At 41.1% G+C, this 23,042-nt stretch carries 28 protein-coding genes, 1 tRNA gene, 4 pseudogenes and 1 riboswitch; of the genes and pseudogenes, 21 read left to right on the plus strand and 12 right to left on the minus strand.

Features of this window, described 5'->3' with window-relative positions; translation table 11 throughout:
* The 5 genes from C6348_RS01435 (at position 1) to C6348_RS01455 (ending at position 4,327) form a co-directional block, all read left to right on the plus strand.
* Positions 1-768, plus strand: coding sequence for a thiazole synthase (locus C6348_RS01435; RefSeq protein WP_066031031.1), 768 nt, complete (start codon positions 1-3; stop codon positions 766-768).
* Positions 765-1,778, plus strand: a complete 1,014-nt coding sequence (locus C6348_RS01440; RefSeq protein ID WP_034663202.1) for a thiazole biosynthesis adenylyltransferase ThiF — start codon at positions 765-767, stop codon at positions 1,776-1,778. Before C6348_RS01435 ends, C6348_RS01440 begins: the two co-directional genes overlap by 4 nt.
* A gap of 16 nt (positions 1,779-1,794) precedes the next feature.
* Positions 1,795-2,601, plus strand: a complete 807-nt coding sequence (gene thiD / locus C6348_RS01445) for a bifunctional hydroxymethylpyrimidine kinase/phosphomethylpyrimidine kinase (protein ID WP_034663200.1) — start codon at positions 1,795-1,797, stop codon at positions 2,599-2,601.
* Positions 2,602-2,751: 150 nt separating this feature from the next.
* Complete coding sequence (fabI, locus tag C6348_RS01450; protein WP_034663198.1) at positions 2,752-3,528, plus strand: enoyl-ACP reductase FabI; 777 nt, start codon at positions 2,752-2,754, stop codon at positions 3,526-3,528.
* 112 nt (positions 3,529-3,640) lie between these two features.
* Positions 3,641-4,327, plus strand: a complete 687-nt coding sequence (locus tag C6348_RS01455; RefSeq protein ID WP_106036701.1) for a CotO family spore coat protein — start codon at positions 3,641-3,643, stop codon at positions 4,325-4,327.
* Between the two features lie 35 nt (positions 4,328-4,362).
* On the opposite strand, the gene C6348_RS01460 is transcribed toward C6348_RS01455, so the two are convergent.
* From C6348_RS01460 to C6348_RS01480, 5 genes are all read right to left on the minus strand, one after another.
* Entirely contained in the window at positions 4,363-4,806 is a 444-nt protein-coding gene (locus C6348_RS01460) for a CotY/CotZ family spore coat protein (protein WP_106041592.1), read from the minus strand.
* A 206-nt stretch (positions 4,807-5,012) separates the two neighbouring features.
* The gene (locus C6348_RS01465) at positions 5,013-5,504 is read right to left on the minus strand and encodes a CotY/CotZ family spore coat protein (RefSeq protein WP_034663191.1); all 492 of its coding nucleotides are present in this window, start codon (positions 5,502-5,504) and stop codon (positions 5,013-5,015) included.
* Between the two features lie 146 nt (positions 5,505-5,650).
* On the minus strand, positions 5,651-6,157 hold the full coding sequence (locus C6348_RS01470; protein WP_066031028.1) for a spore coat protein: 507 nt from the start codon (positions 6,155-6,157) through the stop codon (positions 5,651-5,653).
* Between the two features lie 88 nt (positions 6,158-6,245).
* Positions 6,246-6,581: a spore coat protein gene (locus C6348_RS01475; protein WP_066031768.1), complete on the minus strand. Its 336-nt coding sequence runs from the start codon at positions 6,579-6,581 to the stop codon at positions 6,246-6,248.
* Between the two features lie 43 nt (positions 6,582-6,624).
* The gene (locus C6348_RS01480) at positions 6,625-7,011 is read right to left on the minus strand and encodes a spore coat protein (RefSeq protein WP_106031516.1); all 387 of its coding nucleotides are present in this window, start codon (positions 7,009-7,011) and stop codon (positions 6,625-6,627) included.
* 177 nt (positions 7,012-7,188) lie between these two features.
* On the opposite strand from C6348_RS01480, the gene C6348_RS01485 reads away from it, so the two are divergent.
* From C6348_RS01485 to spoVIF, 5 genes are all read left to right on the plus strand, one after another.
* Positions 7,189-7,539, plus strand: a complete 351-nt coding sequence (locus C6348_RS01485; RefSeq protein WP_034620057.1) for a DUF1360 domain-containing protein — start codon at positions 7,189-7,191, stop codon at positions 7,537-7,539.
* Positions 7,540-7,610: 71 nt separating this feature from the next.
* Positions 7,611-7,739, plus strand: a complete 129-nt coding sequence (locus C6348_RS19135; protein ID WP_258182060.1) for a hypothetical protein — start codon at positions 7,611-7,613, stop codon at positions 7,737-7,739.
* Between the two features lie 86 nt (positions 7,740-7,825).
* A complete protein-coding gene (locus C6348_RS01490; protein WP_060596024.1) occupies positions 7,826-8,047 on the plus strand; it encodes a hypothetical protein in 222 nt (73 codons plus the stop codon).
* Positions 8,048-8,131: 84 nt separating this feature from the next.
* Entirely contained in the window at positions 8,132-8,269 is a 138-nt protein-coding gene (locus C6348_RS01495; protein ID WP_003212017.1) for a YjcZ family sporulation protein, read from the plus strand.
* A gap of 139 nt (positions 8,270-8,408) precedes the next feature.
* Positions 8,409-8,666 (plus strand): sporulation-specific transcription regulator SpoVIF, encoded by a 258-nt coding sequence (gene spoVIF / locus C6348_RS01500; RefSeq protein ID WP_003212292.1) that lies wholly within the window; start codon positions 8,409-8,411, stop codon positions 8,664-8,666.
* A 16-nt stretch (positions 8,667-8,682) separates the two neighbouring features.
* Here the strand turns inward: spoVIF and C6348_RS01505 are convergent, their stop codons facing one another.
* Positions 8,683-10,995: a UvrD-helicase domain-containing protein gene (locus tag C6348_RS01505; protein WP_106041594.1), complete on the minus strand. Its 2,313-nt coding sequence runs from the start codon at positions 10,993-10,995 to the stop codon at positions 8,683-8,685.
* 126 nt (positions 10,996-11,121) lie between these two features.
* Between C6348_RS01505 and C6348_RS01510 the strand changes: the two genes are divergently transcribed.
* On the plus strand, positions 11,122-11,379 hold the full coding sequence (locus tag C6348_RS01510) for a hypothetical protein (RefSeq protein ID WP_034663177.1): 258 nt from the start codon (positions 11,122-11,124) through the stop codon (positions 11,377-11,379).
* A 79-nt stretch (positions 11,380-11,458) separates the two neighbouring features.
* Here the strand turns inward: C6348_RS01510 and C6348_RS01515 are convergent, their stop codons facing one another.
* Genes C6348_RS01515 through C6348_RS01525 form a run of 3 tightly spaced genes read right to left on the minus strand, consistent with a single transcriptional unit; the run spans position 11,459 to position 13,208 of the window.
* Complete coding sequence (locus C6348_RS01515; protein WP_058014269.1) at positions 11,459-11,893, minus strand: GNAT family N-acetyltransferase; 435 nt, start codon at positions 11,891-11,893, stop codon at positions 11,459-11,461.
* 6 nt (positions 11,894-11,899) lie between these two features.
* Positions 11,900-12,415, minus strand: coding sequence for a YjcG family protein (locus tag C6348_RS01520; RefSeq protein WP_034663172.1), 516 nt, complete (start codon positions 12,413-12,415; stop codon positions 11,900-11,902).
* Positions 12,416-12,467: 52 nt separating this feature from the next.
* Complete coding sequence (locus C6348_RS01525; RefSeq protein ID WP_106041596.1) at positions 12,468-13,208, minus strand: alpha/beta hydrolase; 741 nt, start codon at positions 13,206-13,208, stop codon at positions 12,468-12,470.
* A gap of 221 nt (positions 13,209-13,429) precedes the next feature.
* A riboswitch (SAM riboswitch) is annotated at positions 13,430-13,551 on the plus strand.
* Between the two features lie 79 nt (positions 13,552-13,630).
* Between C6348_RS01525 and C6348_RS01530 the strand changes: the two genes are divergently transcribed.
* The 4 genes from C6348_RS01530 (at position 13,631) to C6348_RS19000 (ending at position 16,766) form a co-directional block, all read left to right on the plus strand.
* Positions 13,631-14,749, plus strand: a complete 1,119-nt coding sequence (locus tag C6348_RS01530) for a methionine biosynthesis PLP-dependent protein (protein ID WP_106041598.1) — start codon at positions 13,631-13,633, stop codon at positions 14,747-14,749.
* On the plus strand, positions 14,746-15,924 hold the full coding sequence (gene metC, locus C6348_RS01535; protein ID WP_066031025.1) for a cystathionine beta-lyase: 1,179 nt from the start codon (positions 14,746-14,748) through the stop codon (positions 15,922-15,924). Before C6348_RS01530 ends, metC begins: the two co-directional genes overlap by 4 nt.
* Positions 15,925-16,053: 129 nt before the next feature.
* Positions 16,054-16,126 (plus strand) — tRNA-Val (locus C6348_RS01540).
* A 436-nt stretch (positions 16,127-16,562) separates the two neighbouring features.
* Positions 16,563-16,766, plus strand: coding sequence for an XtrA/YqaO family protein (locus tag C6348_RS19000; RefSeq protein WP_106041600.1), 204 nt, complete (start codon positions 16,563-16,565; stop codon positions 16,764-16,766).
* Between the two features lie 154 nt (positions 16,767-16,920).
* Here C6348_RS19000 and C6348_RS01555 read toward each other — a convergent pair.
* A pseudogene (locus C6348_RS01555) lies at positions 16,921-17,176 on the minus strand (LCI family antimicrobial peptide).
* Positions 17,177-17,323: 147 nt separating this feature from the next.
* On the opposite strand from C6348_RS01555, the pseudogene C6348_RS01560 reads away from it, so the two are divergent.
* Both C6348_RS01560 and C6348_RS01565 read left to right on the plus strand, forming a co-directional pair.
* A pseudogene (locus C6348_RS01560) lies at positions 17,324-17,704 on the plus strand (ArpU family phage packaging/lysis transcriptional regulator).
* Positions 17,705-17,808: 104 nt separating this feature from the next.
* Positions 17,809-18,336: an SMI1/KNR4 family protein gene (locus tag C6348_RS01565; protein ID WP_106039795.1), complete on the plus strand. Its 528-nt coding sequence runs from the start codon at positions 17,809-17,811 to the stop codon at positions 18,334-18,336.
* Positions 18,337-18,360: 24 nt separating this feature from the next.
* Here the strand turns inward: C6348_RS01565 and C6348_RS01570 are convergent, their stop codons facing one another.
* The gene (locus C6348_RS01570; RefSeq protein ID WP_223251503.1) at positions 18,361-19,143 is read right to left on the minus strand and encodes a hypothetical protein; all 783 of its coding nucleotides are present in this window, start codon (positions 19,141-19,143) and stop codon (positions 18,361-18,363) included.
* Positions 19,144-19,681: 538 nt separating this feature from the next.
* On the opposite strand from C6348_RS01570, the gene C6348_RS01575 reads away from it, so the two are divergent.
* From C6348_RS01575 to C6348_RS01585, 4 genes and pseudogenes are all read left to right on the plus strand, one after another.
* Complete coding sequence (locus C6348_RS01575) at positions 19,682-21,277, plus strand: ribonuclease YeeF family protein (RefSeq protein ID WP_411266097.1); 1,596 nt, start codon at positions 19,682-19,684, stop codon at positions 21,275-21,277.
* A gap of 21 nt (positions 21,278-21,298) precedes the next feature.
* Complete coding sequence (locus C6348_RS01580) at positions 21,299-21,760, plus strand: Imm30 family immunity protein (RefSeq protein WP_106041602.1); 462 nt, start codon at positions 21,299-21,301, stop codon at positions 21,758-21,760.
* A 495-nt stretch (positions 21,761-22,255) separates the two neighbouring features.
* Positions 22,256-22,369, plus strand: a pseudogene (locus tag C6348_RS19005) (hypothetical protein); the annotation flags it as partial.
* 6 nt (positions 22,370-22,375) lie between these two features.
* Positions 22,376-22,555: pseudogene (locus C6348_RS01585) on the plus strand (phage tail tube protein); the annotation flags it as partial.
* Positions 22,556-22,846: 291 nt separating this feature from the next.
* On the opposite strand, the gene C6348_RS19215 reads toward C6348_RS01585, so the two are convergent.
* Positions 22,847-22,936, minus strand: coding sequence for a putative holin-like toxin (locus C6348_RS19215; RefSeq protein ID WP_074041930.1), 90 nt, complete (start codon positions 22,934-22,936; stop codon positions 22,847-22,849).
* Between the last annotated feature and the right edge of the window lie 106 nt (positions 22,937-23,042).

The raw sequence follows: 23,042 nt of genomic DNA on the forward strand, positions 1-23,042 counted from the left end.
ATGCTGCACATTGGCGGAAAAACATTCACATCAAGATTATTACTTGGTACAGGGAAGTATCCATCATTTGAAGTTCAAAAAGAAGCCGTGAACGTATCAGAAGCAGAAATTTTAACCTTTGCTGTGAGAAGAATGAACATTTTCGAAGCATCTCAGCCTAATTTTTTGGAGCAGCTTGATTTATCAAAATATACGCTGCTTCCGAATACAGCTGGTGCAAGTACTGCGGAAGAGGCAGTTCGTATTGCTCGTTTAGCGAAGGCTTCTGGACTGTGTGACATGATCAAGGTAGAAGTCATTGGCTGCTCAAGGTCTCTTCTGCCAGATCCAGTCGAAACGTTAAAAGCATCTGAAAGGCTATTGGAAGAAGGGTTTATCGTGCTGCCATATACATCTGATGATGTGGTGCTGGCGAGAAAATTAGAAGAGCTCGGTGTCCATGCCATCATGCCGGGTGCTTCTCCGATTGGTTCAGGGCAAGGCTTACTAAACCCTCTGAATCTCTCATTTATTATTGAGCAGGCGAAGGTACCGGTGATTATTGATGCTGGTGTAGGCTCTCCAAAGGATGCAGCTTATGCGATGGAGCTAGGGGCTGACGCTGTATTACTGAACACAGCTGTGTCTGGTGCAAAGGACCCTGTGAAAATGGCAAAAGCCATGAAACTGGCGATTGAATCAGGAAGACTAGGCTTCGAGGCAGGACGGATTCCTTTGAAAAACTATGGGACAGCAAGCAGTCCGCAGGAAGGAATGCCGGCATTTTGAGCACACGTTATTCGCGCCAAGAGCTCTTTCAGCCAATCGGCACAGAGGGGCAAAAGCGGTTAAAAGACTCAAAGGCTGTCATTATTGGTGCAGGGGCACTTGGAACAGCTAGTGCTGAAATGCTCGTTCGTGCTGGCGTTGGATCTGTCACCATTTTGGATCGAGATTATATTGAATGGAGCAACCTTCAGCGACAGCAGCTTTACACGGAGCAAGATGTGCATGATCGGCTGCCAAAGGCTGTGGCGGCTGAAAAAAGACTCAAGCAGGTGAACAGTGACGTGCATGTCAAAGGAATTGTCATCGATGTGACCGCTCAACATATTGATGAACTTGTCAGCGGGGCTTCGATTATCGTGGATGCAGCGGATAATTTTGAGGTGAGGATGATTGCAAATGATGCTGCTGTCAAACATCAAATTCCGTTCCTTTACGGAGCCTGTGTAGCCAGCTACGGTATTCAATTCACTGTGATTCCTGGTGAGACGCCATGTTTACACTGCCTGCTTGAACATTTACCCGCACAAGGCATGACCTGTGATACAGCCGGTATCATTAGTCCAGTGGTGCAGCAGGTGGCGGCATATCAAGTGGCAGATGCCCTTAAATATTTAACAGGCCATCAAGTGACGCCAATTTTAAGATCCTTTGATTTATGGACCAATGAACGATCTGACATCCGATCAGCCAGTTCCTTAAAGAAGAAGCAATGTCCAAGCTGTGGGCTGAAGACATATCCTTTTCTCTCCTATGACAAGAGAGCGAAGGCAGATGTACTATGCGGCCGCAATACGGTACAAATCCGCAGTGCTGCTGAAATCCCGCCGCCATTACACGAAGTGGCTATTCGCTTAAAGAAAGCAGGAATGGATGTGCTTGAAAATCCGTATTTACTTTCTTGTCAAAAGGATGAATATAAGCTTGTTTTATTTAAAGATGGCAGAGCACTTGTACATGGTACAAATGATATGGCCAAAGCAAGAACCATTTATCATCAATGGATTGGCTAATGAGAGGTGTGATGAAATGACGATCAAAAAAGCATTCACAATCGCGGGTTCTGATTCGGGCGGCGGAGCTGGCATTCAGGCAGATTTGAAAACCTTTCAGGAGCTCGGTGTATATGGAATGTCTGCGATTACAGCGATTACAGCGCAAAACACACTTGGCGTTCACGGGATATATCCACTTTCAATCGAGGCGTTAGAGCGCCAAATAGATGCAGTGGCAGAAGATTTACGGCCAGATGCCGTCAAAACAGGAATGCTGTGGAGTGCCGAAATGATCAATACGGTTGCTGAAAAAACGGTTCAATATGAGATGAAGCTGATTGTCGATCCAGTCATGATCGCAAAGGGAGGGGCTTCTTTATTAAATGAAGATGCGGTCTCTGCGTTGAAAACACACTTGCTGCCTGTCAGCTATGCCGTAACGCCGAATCTTCCTGAGGCAGAAGTGCTGACAGGCATGCGCATTCAGACAAAAGAGGATCGCTATCTAGCAGCGGAACGTCTATATGAGCTTGGTACGAAACATGTCGTGATCAAAGGGGGACACGGCCCCTCTGGCGGTATGATAACAGATCTGTTGTATGATGGAAAAGGCTTTATAGAAGTCACAAACGAACATATTGATACCCCACATACACATGGCACAGGCTGCACGTTTGCAGCGGCATTAACAGCTGAAATTGCGAAAGGATACTCCATGAGAGAGGCTTTTGAAACAGCAGAAACCTTTGTCCATGAAGCCATCAAATTCCCTTTGAATATTGGAGCTGGACATGGACCTACCAACCATTTTGCTTATCAGCAAAACAGGCTCAAACGATAAGAGAATCGAACCGTCTTCACTTGCGAGGACGGTTTTTTGATGAAAAAGAAACTTTCTTTCAGCGGAAATTGTCATTCTCTCATGATCTGTGATAATATTATGATCAGGTACTAATACTATGTCTTGAAAAAATAGGAGGCTTTATTACATATGAACTTTTCTTTAGAAGGCCGTAATATCGTGGTGATGGGTGTTGCCAATAAACGAAGCATCGCTTGGGGAATTGCCCGCTCACTTCACGAAGCTGGAGCTCGTTTGATTTTTACTTATGTTGGAGATCGTCTTGCTGAATCTGTAAAAGAACTTGCAAGCACACTTGAGCGCAATGATTCAATCATTCTTCCATGTGACGTGACAAGTGACGAAGAGATTGAAAAATGTTTCGCTACAATTAAAGAAAAAGTACAAGTCATTCATGGCGTTGCGCATGCGATTGCATTTGCAAACAAAGAAGAGCTTGTCGGTGAATACTTAAACACGAACCGTGAAGGTTTCCTTTTGGCGCACAACATTAGTGCATACTCATTAACAGCTGTAGCAAAAGCAGCACGTCCATTGATGACAGAAGGTGGAAGCATCGTCACGCTTACATACCTAGGAGGAGAGCGTGTGGTATCTAACTACAACGTAATGGGTGTAGCGAAAGCAGCACTTGAAGCAAGTGTGAAATACTTAGCAGCTGATTTAGGCGCAGAAGGTATCCGTGTGAACAGTATTTCTGCTGGTCCAATTCGTACGCTGTCTGCAAAAGGCATCAGCGGCTTTAATACAATCCTGAAGGATATTGAAGAACGTGCACCGCTTCGCCGTACAACGACTCCTGAAGAAGTTGGCGATACAGCTCTATTCTTATTCAGTGATCTATCACGCGGCATGACAGGTGAGAATCTGCATGTTGATTCTGGCTTCCATATCATTGCCCGCTAAACGAATTATTGACTTGCAGCATACCAAAGATGGTATGCTGTTTTTTATTTTTCTTCTGATTTGAGACATCTGCTCATATATATAAGGAATGAATCATTCGGGAGGGATTAGTATGTCAAATAAAGGTGATGAGAACCAGAAGCCGCTTATGTATATTGTTCAGCCGAGCTATGATGAATCAATGCCGGCCATGCAAAATATCGTGAGAAAGCGAAAGAAATCAGAAAAACCGCAAGAAAGTCATCAGAGTGCAAAAGACGTGATCGAAGAAAGCACGCACGAGGAACCCGTGGCTCAAGAAATAGAGAAGAAAAAAGAAGTCGGGCCGCCTGAACTTCAGCAAGAACAAGACATCACACAAGAAGCAGAACTTGTACAAGAACAAGACATCACACAAGAAGCAGAACTTGCACAAGAACAAGACATCACACAAGAAGCAGAGCTTACACAAGAACAAGACATCACACAAGAACCAGAACTTATACAAGAACGAAAACCCCAGCGAAAAGAGGAAAAGCCGCCAGAAGGTGTATTTCATGAAACAAAAGAAGAACCTAGAAGAAAACGAGTGAAAAAGCCTTTAAGTCAGATGAGTATTGACGAAAAAGTCGATTTTCTCACAAGCCTGCCTCATAATATGCCAAGAGCCCTTTGCCTGATTGAAGCTGATGGTAAAACATATAGAGGGATTATCATGGATCGAAAAGAAGATCTAGTGGTCATTCGAACAGCGGGCGGGGGAAATCCAGTTGAATTAGCAATAGATGAAATTTCCTCGATTCATCCGCTTGGCTTTTAACGAATAAAAAAAGTCCCATAGAGGGACTTTTTTTGTTAGCAGTTACGGTTGATGAGTCGTGGATTTAAGCACTCGATTGCGCAGAAGCAGTCAAGATCTACTTCAATGCAGTACTTCGATTTTTCTAATCGGAACACATCACATACGGAATCTTTATCTGTAAAATCTAAAATATGACGGTCTTTGTCAAATGCGATAAGCAAGCTGAGTGTTGCGCAGTGATCAGAGATGTGTTCGACTCTGAAAAATGCAGTGCTGAAGCAAGGACCTGCATCTACTTCTCCGACGTTTCCGAATGCGACGAATGGTTTTGATTTGGATGTAAAGAGAACAAACGGGACAGTGTCACCTAATGAATGTGATGGAGAAAGGAGATTGCTGTAACAGCTGGTCGGGCAATCTTCTTCGACGGCATTTTGTAAGTCGTTAATATTTTCAACAGCCTCTGCTACACAGCTCCATGAATGTTTGCGGCTCATATTCAACCCTCCTATACTAGGAAATTTGTTTGAGTGTTTGAGCACTGTCATCATCTACAAGCTTTTTTGTTTTGCCGGTTGATACTTCTACTTTCAATCAATGCGGAAGCGGCAGCTCTTATGCTGACTGCTCCGCATGATTGGCTGTCATTCGTAAGGAAGGGGATGCTTTGACTCATGACAAGTTAGGTCAACGGACGATTGGTTTAGCCGTGGTGATGATGCTTTTTATCTTTCGATGGCATGACTCTGTCGACAAGCTCTGGGTTTAAACATTGGATCGCACAGAAGCAGTTTAGATCAACCTCAATACAAAAGTCCGTTTTTTCTAGACCAAAGAAGTCAGGGTCACAAGGGTGACACACGCTTAGCGTATGTCCGTGTACATCAACAGGTCTTAATACAGATAACGTAGCACAGCAGTCGTGTAATTTTTCAACCCGGAAGAAAATGGATTCGAAGCATTGGCAATCGTCAACAAATCCTCCAATGTTTCCGAAAGTAGAAAACAATCCGCCCTTTTTATCAAAAATTAAAAACGGAATTGTATCTTTTCCAGAAACTGTCGGGCTTAATAAATTACTGTAGCAGCTCGTAGGACACTTATCTTCTACAGCTTCCTGCTCTGCTAAAATCTTATCAACCGCATCGCATACACAGTTTTCATCATGTCGGCCATGGTGTTTTCCGCAGCTCATGGATTTCAGCTCCTTTAACAAGGTATTTGACTTTAGTCCTTAACAACATATGTATGCGCCCTCTAGTTGGTGTGGGTAAATGACTATTTATATTTGTTGTATTTTTATAAAAGGAAAAGCAGAGCTTTTCGCTCTGCTTTTGGACATTAGAGGATACCAATTGCAACGATTGTCGCAACAAGAGTTTGAGTAAGTGTTTGAATCGCGATCGAGATATCCGCATCGATTGTCGATACTGTAACGTTTCTTGAATTTTCGATGACAAGTTTCTGGCGGTTTGTTTGTTTGTGAGTAGCGGCTTGTAAAAGATCTTGTGTGACGCGGTCAGCCAGATCACCGTCTGCGATTGAGATATTTGTAATGGTGATGATCGCTGTTTGAACAGCTACTTGGATAGATGCTGCAACCTGTGCATCAACAGAAGAGACGTTAATGTCACAAGAGTCTCTGACGATAATGACTTCCTCAGATGTCTGCTTTGTGAAGCTTACTTGATCAAATTCTTGTAAGACATCTTCATCATCATAATAGTGGCCATCACAAACTGCTTTTCTTTCATAGTTGTAATCGCCGTGGTGTCCGTGGTGTCCGTGGTGTCCGTGGTGTGTACAGTTACGATCTAGAGCGACCCAAGAATATGGTTTAGAATCCATTTCTATTCCTCCTTCCGTTTACTTTATTAAATGCTGGAATGCGTGGTTTTGTCTCGGGCATTTACCCTAGCAGGCAACCCATTTTTATTTAATCGTTATTACGCTGCGCATCACGGCGCTGCTGAATACGATCTCGAAGTGAATTTCGTTTTGGACGTACTTTTGGTTCAGGCTGTACTTCTTCCGGATGTTTTGCTGCCTCAGCCTGCCTTTTTTTCTCCTGCTGCTGTTCTACGAAATCATTTGCTTTCTTTTGCAAGTCCTCCACTAATTTCAAAATCATTCTTCTTTGATCATCTGAGATATTTGCTTTCTGATCATCTGTGATATTGTTTTTGTTTAACACATCACTTACAAGAAGACTCGTTAATGGATCAACATCAGTATTGATTTGAAACTCCTTTTTTTCGTTCTCTTCAGCCACGATGATTTCACCTCTTTCATACGTCATGTTAGAAAAGAAAGGGTCAAAGAATGCCGGCTTCAACTAAGAGTACATTCAATGTTTGAGTGAGAATTTGGACGGAGTTCATAATGGATGCATCTGATAATGTAATCGTAATGTTATAGCAGTTGATGATTTGAATCACAGTTTTCTTTTGGACTGTCACTTGTTGTGTGGATAAAAGCTGATCTGTGATGTCTGCAGCCAATTCATCGTCTGGTACAAGAAGTTGAATTAAAAGAGTAATGATTGTCGTTACGGTCGCTTGAAGGGAGAGTGCAGCTGTTACATCTGTTTTATGAATTGTGACATTTTCGGAATCTTTGATCTCAATGAAATCATCATAACTGCTGATTAATTCGTTTAACAGTTGTGTGTATAATAAATCAGCACTTTCTTCAATAGACAATACTTTCACTCCTTTCTTATCTATACATTATTTAATGCAGCAGAGGCTCAAGGTGGAATCGGAAAGCGTGAAAAAGTACAACCCAATTTTATTTCCGATCGATTCATCATGGCGGTCTTTCTTTTTGCATATATAAAGAAAGGACGCAAAAAAGAAGAAAAAAGGAGGTGGAGGCTCCTGAGTGGTGCTTTGTCATTTGTCGTGTTTGCCCTCGCATCCTTTAGACTGACGAGGCTGATTGTGTTTGATACCATTACTGCTCCTTTCCGCCGTTTATTTCATGAAGAACAGGAAGAGGTCAATGAACAAGGTGAAGTGGAGACATATATCATCATTAAAGGTAAAGGGCTGCGGTCTTGGGTAGGAGAGCTGTTAAGCTGTTATTGGTGTACTGGCATGTGGTGCACTGCTGCTTTACTTCTGATATACATACTATTTCCTGTCATCAGCATGTGGCTTAATTTACTATTAGCAATTGCCGCGGCAGCAGGCATTATTGAAGCGATCGTCTCAAAGCTGGTGAAATAAACAGGCATACTGATCAGACACGCTTTCAAAAAATGCATATACTATCATGGAATAGGAAAGGAAGGGTTGCGATGAAACCAACTGAAACACCGTCACATATGCTTCAAGGTTATCCAGCGCAGTCAAATCAACAATCTGTTTATACGAAGAAAATCAAAAAAGCAGATTGCGGCTGTGGAAAGAAAAAGAAACCTCAATAGAACAGAAAACAAAAGCCGGATTTATCCGGTTTTTTTGTTGCCCTTTTTTTGAGTGATGCATATGTAAGAGAGAAGGGGTGACCAGAATGGATGCATTCGAACAATTAATCGGCTCCTTGTTCACTAAACCTCATGATGGAAAAGAACAAGCGCACGAAAAGGGTGAAATGGATCTAGCGGATAAAGCGAATGATCTTGAGCAGCACTTAAAGGTATTTGGCGAGAAGATGGATGCTTTTGCGAAAGAAACAGAAGCATTCATGATGCGTCATGGAGAGGCAGATTACGTCTTTAAACAGCAGAAATAAAAATTCCGCAATTTTTTATGTGATCGTCCAAACCATTTGTAGTATTTTTCATATTTTGTAAGGGAGAAGAGGAGGTGCTTATATATGAGTTGTTACGGTTACGGTGGCGGTTCTTGCGGCGGCTACGGCGGAGGTTATGGCGGCGGATATGGATCAACATTTGTTCTTGTCGTCGTGCTTTTCATCCTTCTAATCATCGTTGGTGCTTCTTTCTTTAACTAAACAGTAAGAAGGTGAGGGAAGCAATGGGGGGAGCCTTTTGCTTTCCTTTCTCTTTGGGCAAACAAGGCTTTAGGATAGGCACATATCTCGCCTATTTTCATATAGTAAGGTGATTACTCCACAAAGAGGAGGCAAATGAATGGATAATAAATTCTTTAAAAGCGTTGAAAATAAAACGGGTGTGAATATGAACGATGTTTTTAAGCTTGCAGGTTCTTTGCAAAATGCCAACTTTAAAGATGAAGCAACGGTTCGAGGCGTCATTAAAAAAGTAGCGCAGCTTGCGAATAAGCGTGTACCTAAAGAAATGGAAGACAAAATCGTTCAATCGATAACAAGTGGAAAAGAAAAGCTTGATTTCAATACAATCGCTAAAATGATGAACAACAAAAAATAAACAACAGGCTCTCCGCTTAAAGGGGGGCCTGTTGTTTTTCTGTGAATAATTCTCGGTTTTTCTTTAGTAGGGGATACAAAAAGCGCGAGCGATGAGCGGTTTTTCCTCGTCTAAATGATGGAACAGATAGATAAAGAGATTGTTCAGCTCTTGTCATGGCCACGTATAATAAACGGCGTTCTTCTTCTAGGGCTTCTTCATCACCGTTTCTTAGTTCATCGAGTGAGAAATCATGAGGCAGTGCTCCGTCGACCACACAAGTGATGTACACCGTTTGGAATTCAAGTCCCTTTGCGCGGTGAATCGTCATGAGCTGAACACCTGGTTCATCTGTTTTTTCCTTTTCGGCAGATTTCATATGTTCGGCATGTGCGAGAAAGGCTTCAATCGTTTCAAAGCGTTTGGCGGCGGTTTTTACATCTCGTACATCATCCGCCCCTTTTTCAAGCACATTCGTATCGTTCACTCGTTTTTTTAAGTAATCACCAAGTCCCATCTTTTGTTCAATAAACGCCACAGCGTCAGACGGCTTTAACGTTCGTAACGTGCGGAACAGAGGAACAATGGATTGCAGCTTTTTCCGTTGAAACGGCTGAATATCTGTTAGTTTTCCGAGTGCGTCTATCATTGAACAATCTTCCGTGATGGTCAGTGCCTTCATCGTGTTCAAGGTCTGCTGCTTTAAAAAGAAAACCGGAAGCAGCTGTTTCATAGCAGCCACATCGTCGGCATCCTGACTTAAAGAGAGAAAGGCGAGAAGAACCCGAACAATTCGTCTGCTGTAGAAGGCTTTGACACCAGCCTCCGTCTCATACGGAATCGCGGATTGATGCAGACGCTCATAAATCGCGCGGCCTCCTGTATTGGTGCGAAAGAGCACGCAGATATCATTCGGCTTTGTGCCGTTTTTAATTTTCTCCTGAATATCTGCCACGATCATGGTCGCTTCCTCTTCCTCGTCATATGGATAAAAGAGCGTAGGCGGGATTGTCTCCGCACGGACGGCTTTTAACGTTTTTTCATAACGATGTTGATTTTTCTTAATAATGGCATCCGCACTTGCGACAATCGTATGATGCGACCGGTAATTCGCATGTAAATGGACGATTTGAGCCGAAGGATAGTCCCGTTTGAATTCAAGAATGAAAGCAGGATTGCTGCCCCTAAAGGCATAAATGGCTTGATCATCATCACCTACACAAAATAGCTGCTCAGATTCTCCAGCTAAAAGCTGAATCAATTGATATTGAACTGGATTAATATCCTGAAATTCATCCACTAAAATATACTTGAACCGTTCTTGATATCGTTTCAGCAGTTCAGGCTGTTCTGTCAGCATGTGCAAGCAGGCGATTGCCATGTCATCAAAGTCAAATTGCTGATTGTCTCGTTTTTGCTGTTCATAAGATTGATAGATCGTCCACATGTGTTTTTCCTTTTCATCCTTCAAATCAGGAAGCTCGCCTGGTAAAAAAGCATTTTTCCAAAAGCCGATCGATTGCAGTACTTGATCGGTAGGGTAGTCTTTTTCATCAAGTCCTTCATTTATGATGGCTTTCCGAATGTACTGTTCCTTCTGCCAGTCAAACTTGATCAGGTGCTGGCCGTTCCATTTGCTTGCATCGTCATGAAGCAGCATTTTATAAAAAAGACTGTGGAAGGTGCCTGTCACCACTTGGCTTGCTTGTGATGGGTGAAGCTGGTATTGCTTGCGCAGTCTTTCTTTCATTTCACTGCTGGCTTTTGTGGTGAAAGTCACGAGTAAGATATGGTGAGCAGGAATATGATGATGTGACATGAGATATGCCGCTCTAGCTGTCAAGACTCTTGTTTTTCCGCTGCCAGCGCCAGCCAGCACCAGCATTGGACCGTCTTTATGTGTGACAGCTTGAAGCTGCGGTGTGCTAAAGGTAATATGCGGAAAGAGATCGATGGTATGTGCTTGTTCATTCTCTTCTAAATGTAACGCATCGCTAAATTGAATCGACCTTGGTTCCTGCCAGTCATATGATTCATTCGTTTGCGAGATGATCTGTTTACCTGTTGGAAAACGGAAGCCCCCAAGTTCTTTATAGGAAGCACTTTCCTCTTGCTCTGCATTTTTTTTCTGATCTTCTTGTTCTTCTGCTTGTTCACACATCTCTTGCTGAGTCATATGTTTATGAATAAAGGCAGGTTCTTCATGTATATTTAATCTGAAAAAGACTGGTTGTCCGCAATATGGGCAGGATAAGTGCCCTTTTTTTCCCTCGTCATGGAGGAATTGATAATGTTCTCTCGAATACGTATGTAATGAGATCGTTCGATCATGTCGTCGTGCGCATTTCAAAGCTAGTCCTCCAATAGTTAATCAATCTTAAAAAGAAACACATCTAATCATATCAAATGAGACGTGTTTCAAACAGTCATAATTAGGGAATAGTAGAGTAGAAGAGAAGCAAAGGAGGCGTTCTTGATGGGATATATAGCCCCGATTCAGCCGGATCTGTATTTTCAATATATCAATCGTCCTGCTCCTCAGGATAAAGAAGACTACGCGAAAGTAACAAAGGTTACTCGCACCTTTCATGACAAGGTATACAGAGAGCTGGAGAAAAAAGAGGACTTAGTGACAGAAGCAGAAACGAAAGTACAGCAAAAAAAGCGGGAACGTTTTGTACGAGATATGTTTATGGAAGAAGGCAAAGGCGTTCATATTAATGCATATATATAAATGATTACGCTTTCTTACCTTGACGAACGATGATAAAGAAAAGCCAGGGCATCATGGATGCTCTGGCTTTTTCTTTTGGTCAAACAGATAGTGTTTTTGTCATTTTGACATGTGTGATCCCTGCTTCTTCAAACGGTTCAGAAACGGCTTTGTAGCCTTTCTTTTCGTAGAAAGGAAGAGCTTGGACTTGTGCGTGCATAACCGCTTCCTTTGCTCCATTAGCAATGGCTTCTGTTTCCAGCGCTTCTAATAGTTTGTGGCCAAGGCCGAAAGCGCGCGCCTCTTTTAACACACAAATTCGTTCAAGCTTTGCCTTTGGCCCTTCAATGATCCGCAGTCTAGCGGCTGCTTGAGGCTTCATTTCATCATTATAAATGACAAAATGAATGGCCTCGTCCTCTAGTTCATCTATTTCAATCTCTAATGGGACTTCTTGTTCTTTTACGAACACTTCTTTTCGAACGTAGTATGCATCTTCTCGTTGTGTTTGTGCTGTTGCGATGACTGTTTTCAAATGTCTTTAACCCTCTTCTCCTAAAATAAATGTTTCATAGACGGTCCAAGATCCGTTCTCTAACTGATATAAAAGGTGGAAGCGATCCACGGTTTCTTCATGGTCAATCTTTCTCAGCTTTAATGTACCAAGTACGTCTGAATGCTCATCATCTGATAGTTTTTGAGCTACTGTCACATGCGGAACAAAAGCATATTCAGGTGTGCCAGCAAGTGGATCTGCGTACAACCTTTCATTGAGCGCCATGATTTCCTCGTTCGGTTCTACTTTCATATAAATGACGTTGTTTACAGGAGCGAATGAACTGAATTTTTTAATACGTAACGTAATAGGAGAAGCATTTTTTGCATACTCTCTTAACGTTGAGACGACCTCAGCCGCTTCTAGATCCGTTAATTCAAAAGGTGTTCTTAATGTTAAATGAGGCGGTATAAGTGCATAGTTCGGATCATAACGCTTCCGGTAAGAGTTCGCAATATCTTGCAATTTTTTTGATGGAAATATAACAACTCCGTATTTCATCGTGTTCCCTCCTGATTAAGAAAGTATTTATTATTGTTTATTATAACAAAATTCAGTTGATTAACGAATATGGGAGCATTCTTTTTAACGAAGGCGCAATGAGCGGCTGCCAAAACGTCCATTTATGATCCCCTTCGAATGTCTCAAATAAATAATCCGCACCTGACTGTTCAAGAAGCGCCTTTAAATCTTCATTCGGCTGAATAAAATCAAGCACTTGGCCATCTGTCGTTTTCACAGCCGTTTCTTCCAGCCCAATTTGATGGATAATGGCATAAGGGGAAAGGGATGTCGACTGTTTAACGGCTTCTAGGACTGAATCATCAACGTAAGGAGACTGCAAAATCAGCCCGCCAAATAAAGAAGGATAATCAATCGCTGTCATAAGGGAAATCGTAGCACCTAGCGAATCACCAATAAACGTGCGTCCTGAGCCAATTTGATAGGTTGGATAGTGCGTATCAATATAAGGGACAAGTTCATTTGCTAAAAAGCGTTTATACGCTTCAAACTTTGTGCCATCTGGATGATACGTATTCCGTCTTTCCGAGACATTTTCATAAGGGACACCAATGATAATCGAGCGTTCCATTTCTTTGTTTTGCATCAATTCTTCCGCCTGTCTGCCTATTTTGCCTAAGCGGAAATAATCATGACCATCTTGGGCAATGATGACATGATATGTATAAAGGGGGGAGTAATTGACTGGCAAATAGATCAAAAGGGTCATATCCGCCCCAAGTTCTTTTGAATGTAAGGTTTCTTCTTGAATAATGCCTGTTTTCTTCACCATAATCCATTCCTCCAGCTAACCAATTTCATCACAAAGTGAAACGTTTCCATTCATTGTAACATGAAAAACAGCGTTGTTCCTATATGCTAACATGCAATCCATTCAGTTGACATCGAATCTGTTATAAAATACAGAAAATTTTAATTAATTGGTTCGATTCCTCTTGAAAAATGAGATTTAATGCGTTACAGTATTAAGAATTAGAACAGACAGACAACACATTCTTATCGTGAGAGGTGGAGGGACTGGCCCTTTGAAACCTCAGCAACCGGTATGCATCACTTCATGTGATGTACCAAGGTGCTAAATCCAGCAAGCAGCTTTTTTGCTTGGAAGATAAGAGGAAGCGATTAAAACCCCTTCTTCTTATGAAGAAGGGGTTTTCTGTTTTGAAATCAGATTTTTACTTAGGATGGTGTCAAATGACAGAACATGTGGAAACGACATTAGCGCAAATTGGAAACCGCAGCGAAGAGGCGACTGGCACGGTCAGTCCCCCCGTTTATCTTTCAACAGCATACAGACATAGAGGCATAGGGGAATCAACCGGATTTGATTACATTCGAACGAAAAACCCAACAAGGCAGCTTGTAGAGGATGCGATTGCTTCACTCGAAGAAGGGACGGCCGGCTTTGCCTTCAGTTCGGGAATGGCTGCGATCCAAACGATCATGGCATTATTTGAAAGCGGAGATGAACTCATCGTCTCATCAGACCTATATGGCGGTACATACCGTTTGTTTGAAAACGAATGGAAAAAGTACGGCTTACGTTTTCTTTACGATGATTTTTCAGATGAAGACTGTTTACGTTCTAAAATCACGCCAAACACAAAAGCGGTCTTTATTGAAACGCCGACAAATCCACTTATGCAGGAAGCAGATATTCAAAAAATAGCAAAGATTGCAAAAGAATATGGCGCTTTGGTCATTGTCGATAACACCTTTTACACACCCGTTTTGCAAAAGCCGATTACACTTGGAGCGGACATTGTCATCCATAGCGCAACCAAATATTTAGGCGGACACAATGACGTCCTTGCCGGTCTTATGGTGACAAAAGGAGAGCAGCTGTCTGAAGACATGTTCCAGCATCAAAACGCAATTGGAGCCGTTTTATCTCCGTTTGACTCATGGCTTTTAATGAGAGGAATGAAAACACTGGCTCTTAGAATGCGCCAGCACGAGGCAAATGCGAAGGAGCTGGCAGAGTTTTTAAAGAAACAGCCAGAAATTCAAGATGTCCTTTACCCAGGCAAGGGAGGAATGCTGTCATTCCGTGTAGCCAAGGAGGACTGGGTCAATCCATTTTTGAAGCAGCTGAAAACGATCTGTTTTGCTGAAAGTCTTGGCGGAATCGAAAGCTTTATTACGTATCCTGCGACGCAAACGCACATGGATATTCCTGAGGAAATTCGCATTGCAAATGGCGTTTGTAACAAACTGCTCCGTTTCTCCGTTGGCATTGAGCACGTAGATGACCTGAAAGCAGACCTGAAACAGGCACTATCACAAGTGAAAGAGGAGGTACACGCCAAATGACCACACACGATTGGACACTCGAAACCCAACTCGTTCATAATGCGTTTAAAACAGATCGTTCAACAGGTGCAGTCAGTGTGCCAATTCAGCATGCATCCACATTCCATCAAAGCAGCTTCGATGAATTTGGTCAATATGACTACTCAAGATCGGGGACTCCTACACGTCAAGCATTAGAGGATACGATTGCGGCGCTAGAAGGAGGAACAAGAGGGCTTGCTTTTGCATCAGGCATGGCAGCCATCTCAACTGCTTTTCTTCTATTATCAAAGGGCGATCATGTCCTTGTCACAAGAGATGTGTACGGTGGTACATTTCGAATGATCACCCAAGTTCTTTCGCGATTTGGCATCGAGCATACTTTTGTGGACATGACCGATTTGAATGAAGTCAAAAGAGGCATTCAATCGAATACAAAAGTCATTTACATGGAAACACCGTCCAACCCGACTCTAGGTATTACGGATATTGGGAGCGTCGTCCAGCTTGCCAAAGAACATGACTGTCTGACATTCTTAGATAATACATTTTTAACACCTGCTCTTCAGCGTCCGCTGGACCTTGGCGTTGACGTAGTCCTGCACAGCGCAACGAAATTTTTGAGCGGTCACAGTGATGTACTGTCAGGCTTAGCTGTCGTGAAAGACGAGAAGCTGGGAGAAGAACTCTATTCGCTGCAAAACTCCTTCGGTGCGGTGCTTGGCGTGCAGGATTGCTGGCTTGTGTTAAGAGGGTTAAAAACCCTTCAGGTCAGATTAGAAAAAGCAAGCCAAACGGCCTTCGAACTGGCCTCATTTCTCAAAGAGCATCCTGCGGTGAAAAAAGTGTACTATCCAGGCTTAGATGACCATCCAGGGGCGGACATTCAGCGAAAGCAAGCAAGCGGAGCTGGAGCAGTCCTCTCATTTGAATTAGAAAACCAAGCAGCGGTCAAAGAATTAGTGGATGCTGTCACATTACCTGTATTCGCCGTCAGCCTTGGCGCCGTCGAATCCATTCTGTCATACCCAGCCAAAATGTCACATGCTGCTATGCCAAAAGAAGAAAGAGAAAAAAGAGGGATTACGGACGGCCTGCTTCGATTAAGTGTAGGAGTAGAAAACGGAGAAGACCTCAAACGCGACTTCAAACAAGCACTAGATCAACTTAAGCCTGTTCTTGTAAACCAATCATAAAAGAGAGAAAAAAGCCGGTCCGGCTGCCGGCTTTTTGACCTTTTTTGAACAAAACCATTGACGTCTTATCGTTATGGTTATATAATAGAGACTGTCAGTAACAGAAAGCCCAGAACTGATACATAACCCGATTCCGTAGCTCAGCTGGGAGAGCGCTACCTTGACAGGGTAGAGGTCGCTGGTTCGAGCCCAGTCGGAATCATCGTTGAAACCCTTGCCTAGCAAGGGTTTTTTGTTATTTTGACAACGGATATTTGTTTTATTTCTTTTGAGAGGGGATGAATTGGGGACGAACTTTATCCACCAGATTGTTTCTCAGTATTTTTAGGATTAAAACGATTAAAGTGTTCTGCAGTGTTAAATTCTAATTTGTTTGTGACATGACCATAAATATGTAAGATTGTTTTAGCACTAGTCCGGCTTTACTGCTCTCACCAGCCCCCGATCATTGTATGTCTTAAATCATGTAGTCGAGTGTTTTTTAATTTGTGTTTGTTTTTGATTTTAGAGCATTTGGAAGTAGAGGTTGTGTAATAAAAAGAATCACCAAAGTCATTATGAAATAAATATTAGTGATTATCTCATTTCCATTCTAATGAATCTCGACAATTCATTTTAACATGGGAGGCCTTGTGCGCATGAATAATCCTTACAAACATATAGACTCTAGCATCTTCATTGGTAACTATATGACCAAAGGAGATGTGAAAGTCATTATCCTAGATGGCTATTCCAACGAAGCGTTTTTAGCTGCAGCATCTATTTACGGGAAAACGGAAATCACTACACGCGACGGCCAGTTCACAAATTTAAATTACTCGAGTTCACACAAAATAAAATAGCAGGAGCTTCCACCTGCAGGGAACAGTCAAAAATAAGTTAATTGCTAATGATTCTGAAATTATTAAAACAGGCATAGTGATGGCAGCTATATATTTTAAAGTTAGCTAATTAAAAATGAGATAGGGGGGTTACAGTCACCCTCCTATCTCATTTTTAATACCAACCTTGATATTTGCCTGTCCAAGTACCATCATCTTCTGTTGAAGCATTTTCTTTTAGATATGAAACATAAGAAAGATCCTGCTTGTGTATTGGCTTTTAGATGAATAGTTTTCAGCTCAGCTTGAGGAGTTATTACCTTTTGACTAATGTTGCTGTCTGCATTAGAAGTTGAAGCGAATGCAGGAGATGCAGAAACAAGTAAAGCAAAGGATAAAGCGGAACAAGTTAAAACTTTTTTTAATCTCATTTAAAACACTCCCTTGTTTATTTTGACACACCTAATTATCCTATATTTTATAAAAAATTCAAGGATATTTTTGTAAAAATACGAACGGTTTTCAGAGTTAGATAGATTATAAGAAAATTTTAATATGAACTTTCAAGGAGTGGTAGGATGAAATCTGAACAATTGTGTTTACTGCCAGGGATCGATGAGAAGCAAGTCCGAAATGCTCTGTTCAAGGCTGAAGGTTTATACATCCTTGAAAGTGAGGGAGGAAAACAGAAAGGAACAGGAGCCAAACGGTGCGACAGGCCTTTTCCTTCTCTCAGGAACCAGGAAGTTTTAAATGAACTGAAGGTCCGGCAGATAGAAAGAGCGCTAGAAAACAGCCTAGATGAAATTGAGCAAGACATCATTCGGATGAAAAACTTGACATCACGTGCGGTGAAGGATTTGGAGGTGTGTGAAGAACTGGGTCTGAAAAAAGACCGGTATTACAAATTGAAGAAGCAAGCGACGTTTAACCTTTCCACAGCACTTGGAATCATATGAGTGCTGGTGAAGTAAAAAAACCTCTCCCCTGATTTTAAATTAATATCCATTTTTCAAGAAAGCTTATATAATAGATTTAACAATTATGAGGGGAGTTGGCGAAAATTAGAGAGGGTGACTTGATTAAGCAGACTCTTGAAGGATTAAAAAAAATTCTTGACAGTCATGGGGCATTTCCATTGATACAGCCTGGTGGTTTTGTTTTAGAAGACCCCTATTTTCATTTTAATGATCCCGCAACTGAGAAGGAAATTGCAGATTTAGAAAATTTCTTTAAGGTTAAATTCCCTAATGATTACAAGGAATTTCTTAGATTACATAATGGAATCGACATAATTGACGGTATTGAAATACTTAGTACAAATGATGTCATTAAATATAATGAGGCTCAAGATCTTCCTGAAAAGTGTATATTAATTGGGTATCATTTTGATGGACGATATGTAATTGATACAAACAGATATAGTAATGGATTAGATTATATGTTCTTTTTAGATTCAATAGATTCATTTGAAGAAGCCGAAAATTTAGGATCGAATTTTGAAATATGGTTTGACCGTCTGCTAAGCTCAAATGGTGTTAAGTATTGGGAAATAAATCGAGATGTCAAAGGTTATTACGAAAATATTTAAAAAAGACTCCAAAAGGAGTCTTTTTTAATATGATGCCCACCAAGGATTAATTTCTTGCCTATGGAATGATTTTTCAACCGGAATTAAATTCTTTGTCATATTTCCTCCACCATATTCTCTAGGTAGTTGATGGTGAATTTCAAATTTTACCCATGTTTTTCCGCCATACTTCTTTTCATACCAATTTCTATAAGTTGTGCGCTCTTTATTTCCCCATTTAACTCTTTTCTCTTTTGGAACTTTTTTTATAAAAGCGTTCGGAGGAGCTTGCAAATTCAAACCAGACTGTTTGTCAGTATAGTTTGGAAAAAACATACCCTTCTTGTTTGTTAGATATAGGCCTTCATCCCACTTTAATGTTTTTATTGAAGGTGGCTTACCAGCCCATGTTGCAATTCCCCACCCTGAATATTTCCAAAACTTAGTTTTATCTACTTTAATAAACTGATGGACTTCTGCGCCTTTTTTAATTTGTAATCCCAAAAAAGTTTTTTTAATTACATGCGGACAGGTGAATTGTTTATTGTAGTATCCACTTTGACACAATGTTTGTTGTACTTCAAGTGTAGCGGGAGGAGTACCTACCACTTTTGTTACTTCAACACCATGCAAGACCTTATTCACTTTTCCCCCAAGAAAAGTATAGGCGAGATACACAATGTTTGCTGCTTGTTTCTCTAATGAATTTTTCTGACTTTTAGAAGTAATTACACCGGAAGAAGTTTGTTTACCATCTTCATCGTAGGCTATGTAACTCTCGTAAGAAGCTTCAACCTCTAGTCCGTTTTCCTTTGCAATTTGCTGCAATTTAGTTGGTCCGTCCGTACTCGAATCTTTGCTTTTTGATATTCTACTTTTTTCCCGTTAACAATAGAACTCTTGGTGGTTAAATCAATCCAATTAGGATCTTCATTCGTGGTGGCCAAAGACGACAAAGGGGCGAACAGTAAAGAAAATAAAACGACTGATGAAACAAAAATAGTTAAACTTAGTTTTCTAATCATGCAATCACTCTTATATTTCCTTATAATAACAATGGTGATAGATTGTTAAATCTAAAACAAGATTTTTCAATTTTTCTAAAGTAAGGTTTCTTGCGCTCATATAAAGCATTCAATCAGTCTACTATCTTTCATTTTCATCATAAAATACCTCTTTTCTCCAAAGCGTCGATTCAGGAGTATATAACCCTTTCAACATTACTCTGAATCATCTGAGTGAAGTTTTGTATCTTTATTCCTATTTAATGACAAATTGTGTGTTGGTAAAATTGACCTTGTCAATGAATAAGAAGGAGTGAATTCTGCTGGGGAAGATACTAGATGCAAAAGCACTAACAAGTGCCATGGACACAAGGGTAAAACACTACCAGGAACTCCGCGAACAAATGGTAGATTTAAAAAAGACACTTCAAGGCATGGCAAACCTCGGTGATGATTTCACAGGAAAAGGTGCCGATAACATTAAAAGCTTCTACAAAGAGCTGGCTGGAAATGTGGACATGTTTATCAGCTTCATTGATAAGCAAAAAGCGTTCCATGAAGGTGTTTCTGGGATACTAGATGATACAAGCTTTGGCGGCGATACCTTTGTAGAAGAACACTTTTTAGACAACGCTGTACATATGGGCATCAAAAATGCCAAAAGCATTGTGAAGGATCAAAAAAAGGCGCTTAAAACGATTTTTCAAGACATCGACGACCTCATCTCTCTAGAAGTATTTGATAGTCAAAGCTTTGATGAAAAGATTGCAGATGCGGAAGACGAGCGAAAAAAGACAGTAAAAGACCTAAGAGAGCTTGATCAAAATTTAAAAGATGAATATGCTTTGTCAGAGACGGAGCAGCAGGCTACATTGGCATTGTACGCAGAAATGATGAATGCCACAAATGACGGAAAAGCGATTTCGCCTATGAATTTTGACAAGAAAGCGTATCAAAATAGCGAAATCTACAAGGCAAAAAGCGATATTGAGAAGCAAACTTCTGAATATCTCAAAATCAAAAAAGAACAAGAAGAAGCCCGCGAGATCGCAAAGGAACAAGAAACCCTCGCAAACCGTCCTTGGTATGAAAAAGCACTCGACTATGGCGGGAACATCGTGAATGAGCTGACAGGTGTGAACGATGCAAAACGTGCCGCAACTGGCGTTGATCCAATCACAGGGGAAGAACTCACCGCAGGACAGCGGGTCGCCGCAGGCGGCATGGCAGCGGCAGGCTACATTCCAATAGTCGGCTGGGCAGGGCGCATTTTCAAAGGCGGAAAGGCTGTCTATAAAACGACTCAAGCCACATCAGCCGCAGTCAAGGCAGTCGACGTCTACAAGACGTCACAAAAGTCCTTTGACGCCTTAAAAACATCACAAAAAGGTTTATATGGCATCACCGCCACCAACGGTTTCAGCGAAGCGATTACGGGGCGAGATATGTTTGGAAATAAGGTCTCGAAAGAACAGCAGGAAGCGAGTATGAATGAAGCGCTTGGAATGATTTTACCGTTTGGAACAAAAGGGTTTCATGGTAAGATGGGGGTTAAGGATACTGGGAAAACTCTGCTTCCTAACGAAGGGAAAGTTGGAACGTATAAAGAACTGGTTAAGCAAGGAACCGCTTTTGATAATATTACTCCTCATCATATGCCGGCCGATGCAAAAATGAAACAGTCGGGTATAAAAAGAAACAATGGTATTAGTATGAATATGGAACAACCACATCCTGGTACTGGTGGTAGACACCGTGAAACATATACATATGGTTTATCGGGGCAAAAATTGAAGGATTATCTAGAACTTAATTATCGCGATGCATTAGCTTATGATATTTGGGATGCCCGGAAAATATATATAAAAGATGGTTTATACAATTCTGAGATAAGACAAGGTTTAAAAACCGTAATGAATAAAAATAGAGAACAGTATCCTAATTTGTTCAATAAGTAAATATGGAAGGGTTGAATTCCTTTGGATCTTAAGCAAGAATTAAAAAGCTTATACGATAATCGACTTTTAGAAAACGAAAATAAAGTACAAGAGTTTGAAGAGTCTTTGGCAAAAGTACTTGATTATGGAAGTGTTTCGGTTATCCCGGATTTATGTTTGGTTTTTGATGACGATACTGAACAATTTGAAGTTATGTTTGGTTTAGTTCATGGAATAGAAAGGTTATATAAAAATAATACAGAAGAAGGGCTCACTTACATTGCTAAGGCGATTCCCCAGATTCTTAACCAAGCTGCAGAATGGGTTGAAATTCTACATTACAGGATTCTTAACCATCCTGAAGTGAGATTAGTTTATCGCAATGTACTATCAAAACAGGATCCATCCATAGTAGATAATATTAAAGATCTATTAATTGAAATAAAGAATGAAGACCCTGATATGTTTAGTAAATCTGTAGATGAAGTAATAAATAGTATCTAGAAAATGGTTTAAAACCTTGATTGGCCACTGGCTTTCAAGGTTTTTTTGTGTTTATTTGGCTGTAAGTCGAGAAAAAGAGGACTTTTTTTCCTGAGTGGATCATCGTATGATAGAAACAAGCAAAACGAACGTGAATATTTTGTCCAGAAGGAAGAACCTGCGGACGCTGATCATTGAGCACTCTATGTGCCTTGATTGGTGTCCGCTTTTTTTATTGGGAGACGCGCCTTTCCCTTATCAATGGCGTATCTGGATACGGAACAAAGGTGATGAGGAATGTGGCCATACGAGAGGGATATTCTGAGCCTGGATAGCAGCTGGTCTGCGGCAGCCGTATCGAGGACAGTTTTTCATTTTATGATGATGAACTGTACTTGGCATCCTCTCGGAGTGTAGTCATCATTCAAAAATCTATTTAAGCGAATAGCGTAAGGTGGTGCTTATTCGGCAAGGAGCGAGTGAAATGAAGATCAGGCATTCTGTTTCTAAAGAGAGCAGCTGGTGAAAACACTCATCACGCAATATCTCACGCAGCTCCAAGATGGAAGCGGCATTACAGGCTTTGATTCTGAAATCGACATCATGATCGCTTTAAATGAAGATCGTGACGTTTGCCAAGCTGTACTGGATGACAAATCATCTGGCCGAGGCACAGAACGCGTCACATTGTTTGATGTGAACTTTGATTCAGCTAAAATTGCTGGATTGGATGACGATTTAGAGGCGTTAGAAGAAGAGGTTCCTTTCATGTTTGAGGACTTTGATCTTCCTGAGAAGCTGAAGGACAATTTTTAATTTCAGAAAAGGCTTTAGGCATGACTAAAATATATGTTATTTTTATTTCAGTCCTCGATATGATATACTTTTGTTAAATGATTGGGATAAAAGGGATAAAAATTAACCCATTTACCTTTCAAGAAAAAAATTCGTTTACATGCAAAACAATTTGCATAAAATAAAAAGAAGCCAGGATGCTGTAACATCCCGGCAATGTACAATGAGGCCCACAAGAGGGCTGGCTTAATTACATGGTGAAGCTAAGCAGGAAATAGGTTATCCCGAAAACTTTCCACGGTCAAGGGAGGCCTATTTTTTGTTTATATACGTCAACAAGGCAAGGATAAACATCCCAAATAAAAGCATTAGGGAAATCGCTTGGAACGTTGACATGAGCATCACCCCCTTTCATATGGGGTGAGCCAGGCCGCCCTTATAAGCCGTTCATATGTACGATTTATATTATACATGAAAGGATTGGAAAGCACATTCAAAAATGGATGTG

The sequence above is a fragment of the Bacillus sp. YBWC18 genome (genome assembly GCF_002998775.1).
In the GTDB taxonomy this organism is placed as follows: Bacteria; Bacillota; Bacilli; order Bacillales; family Bacillaceae; genus Bacillus.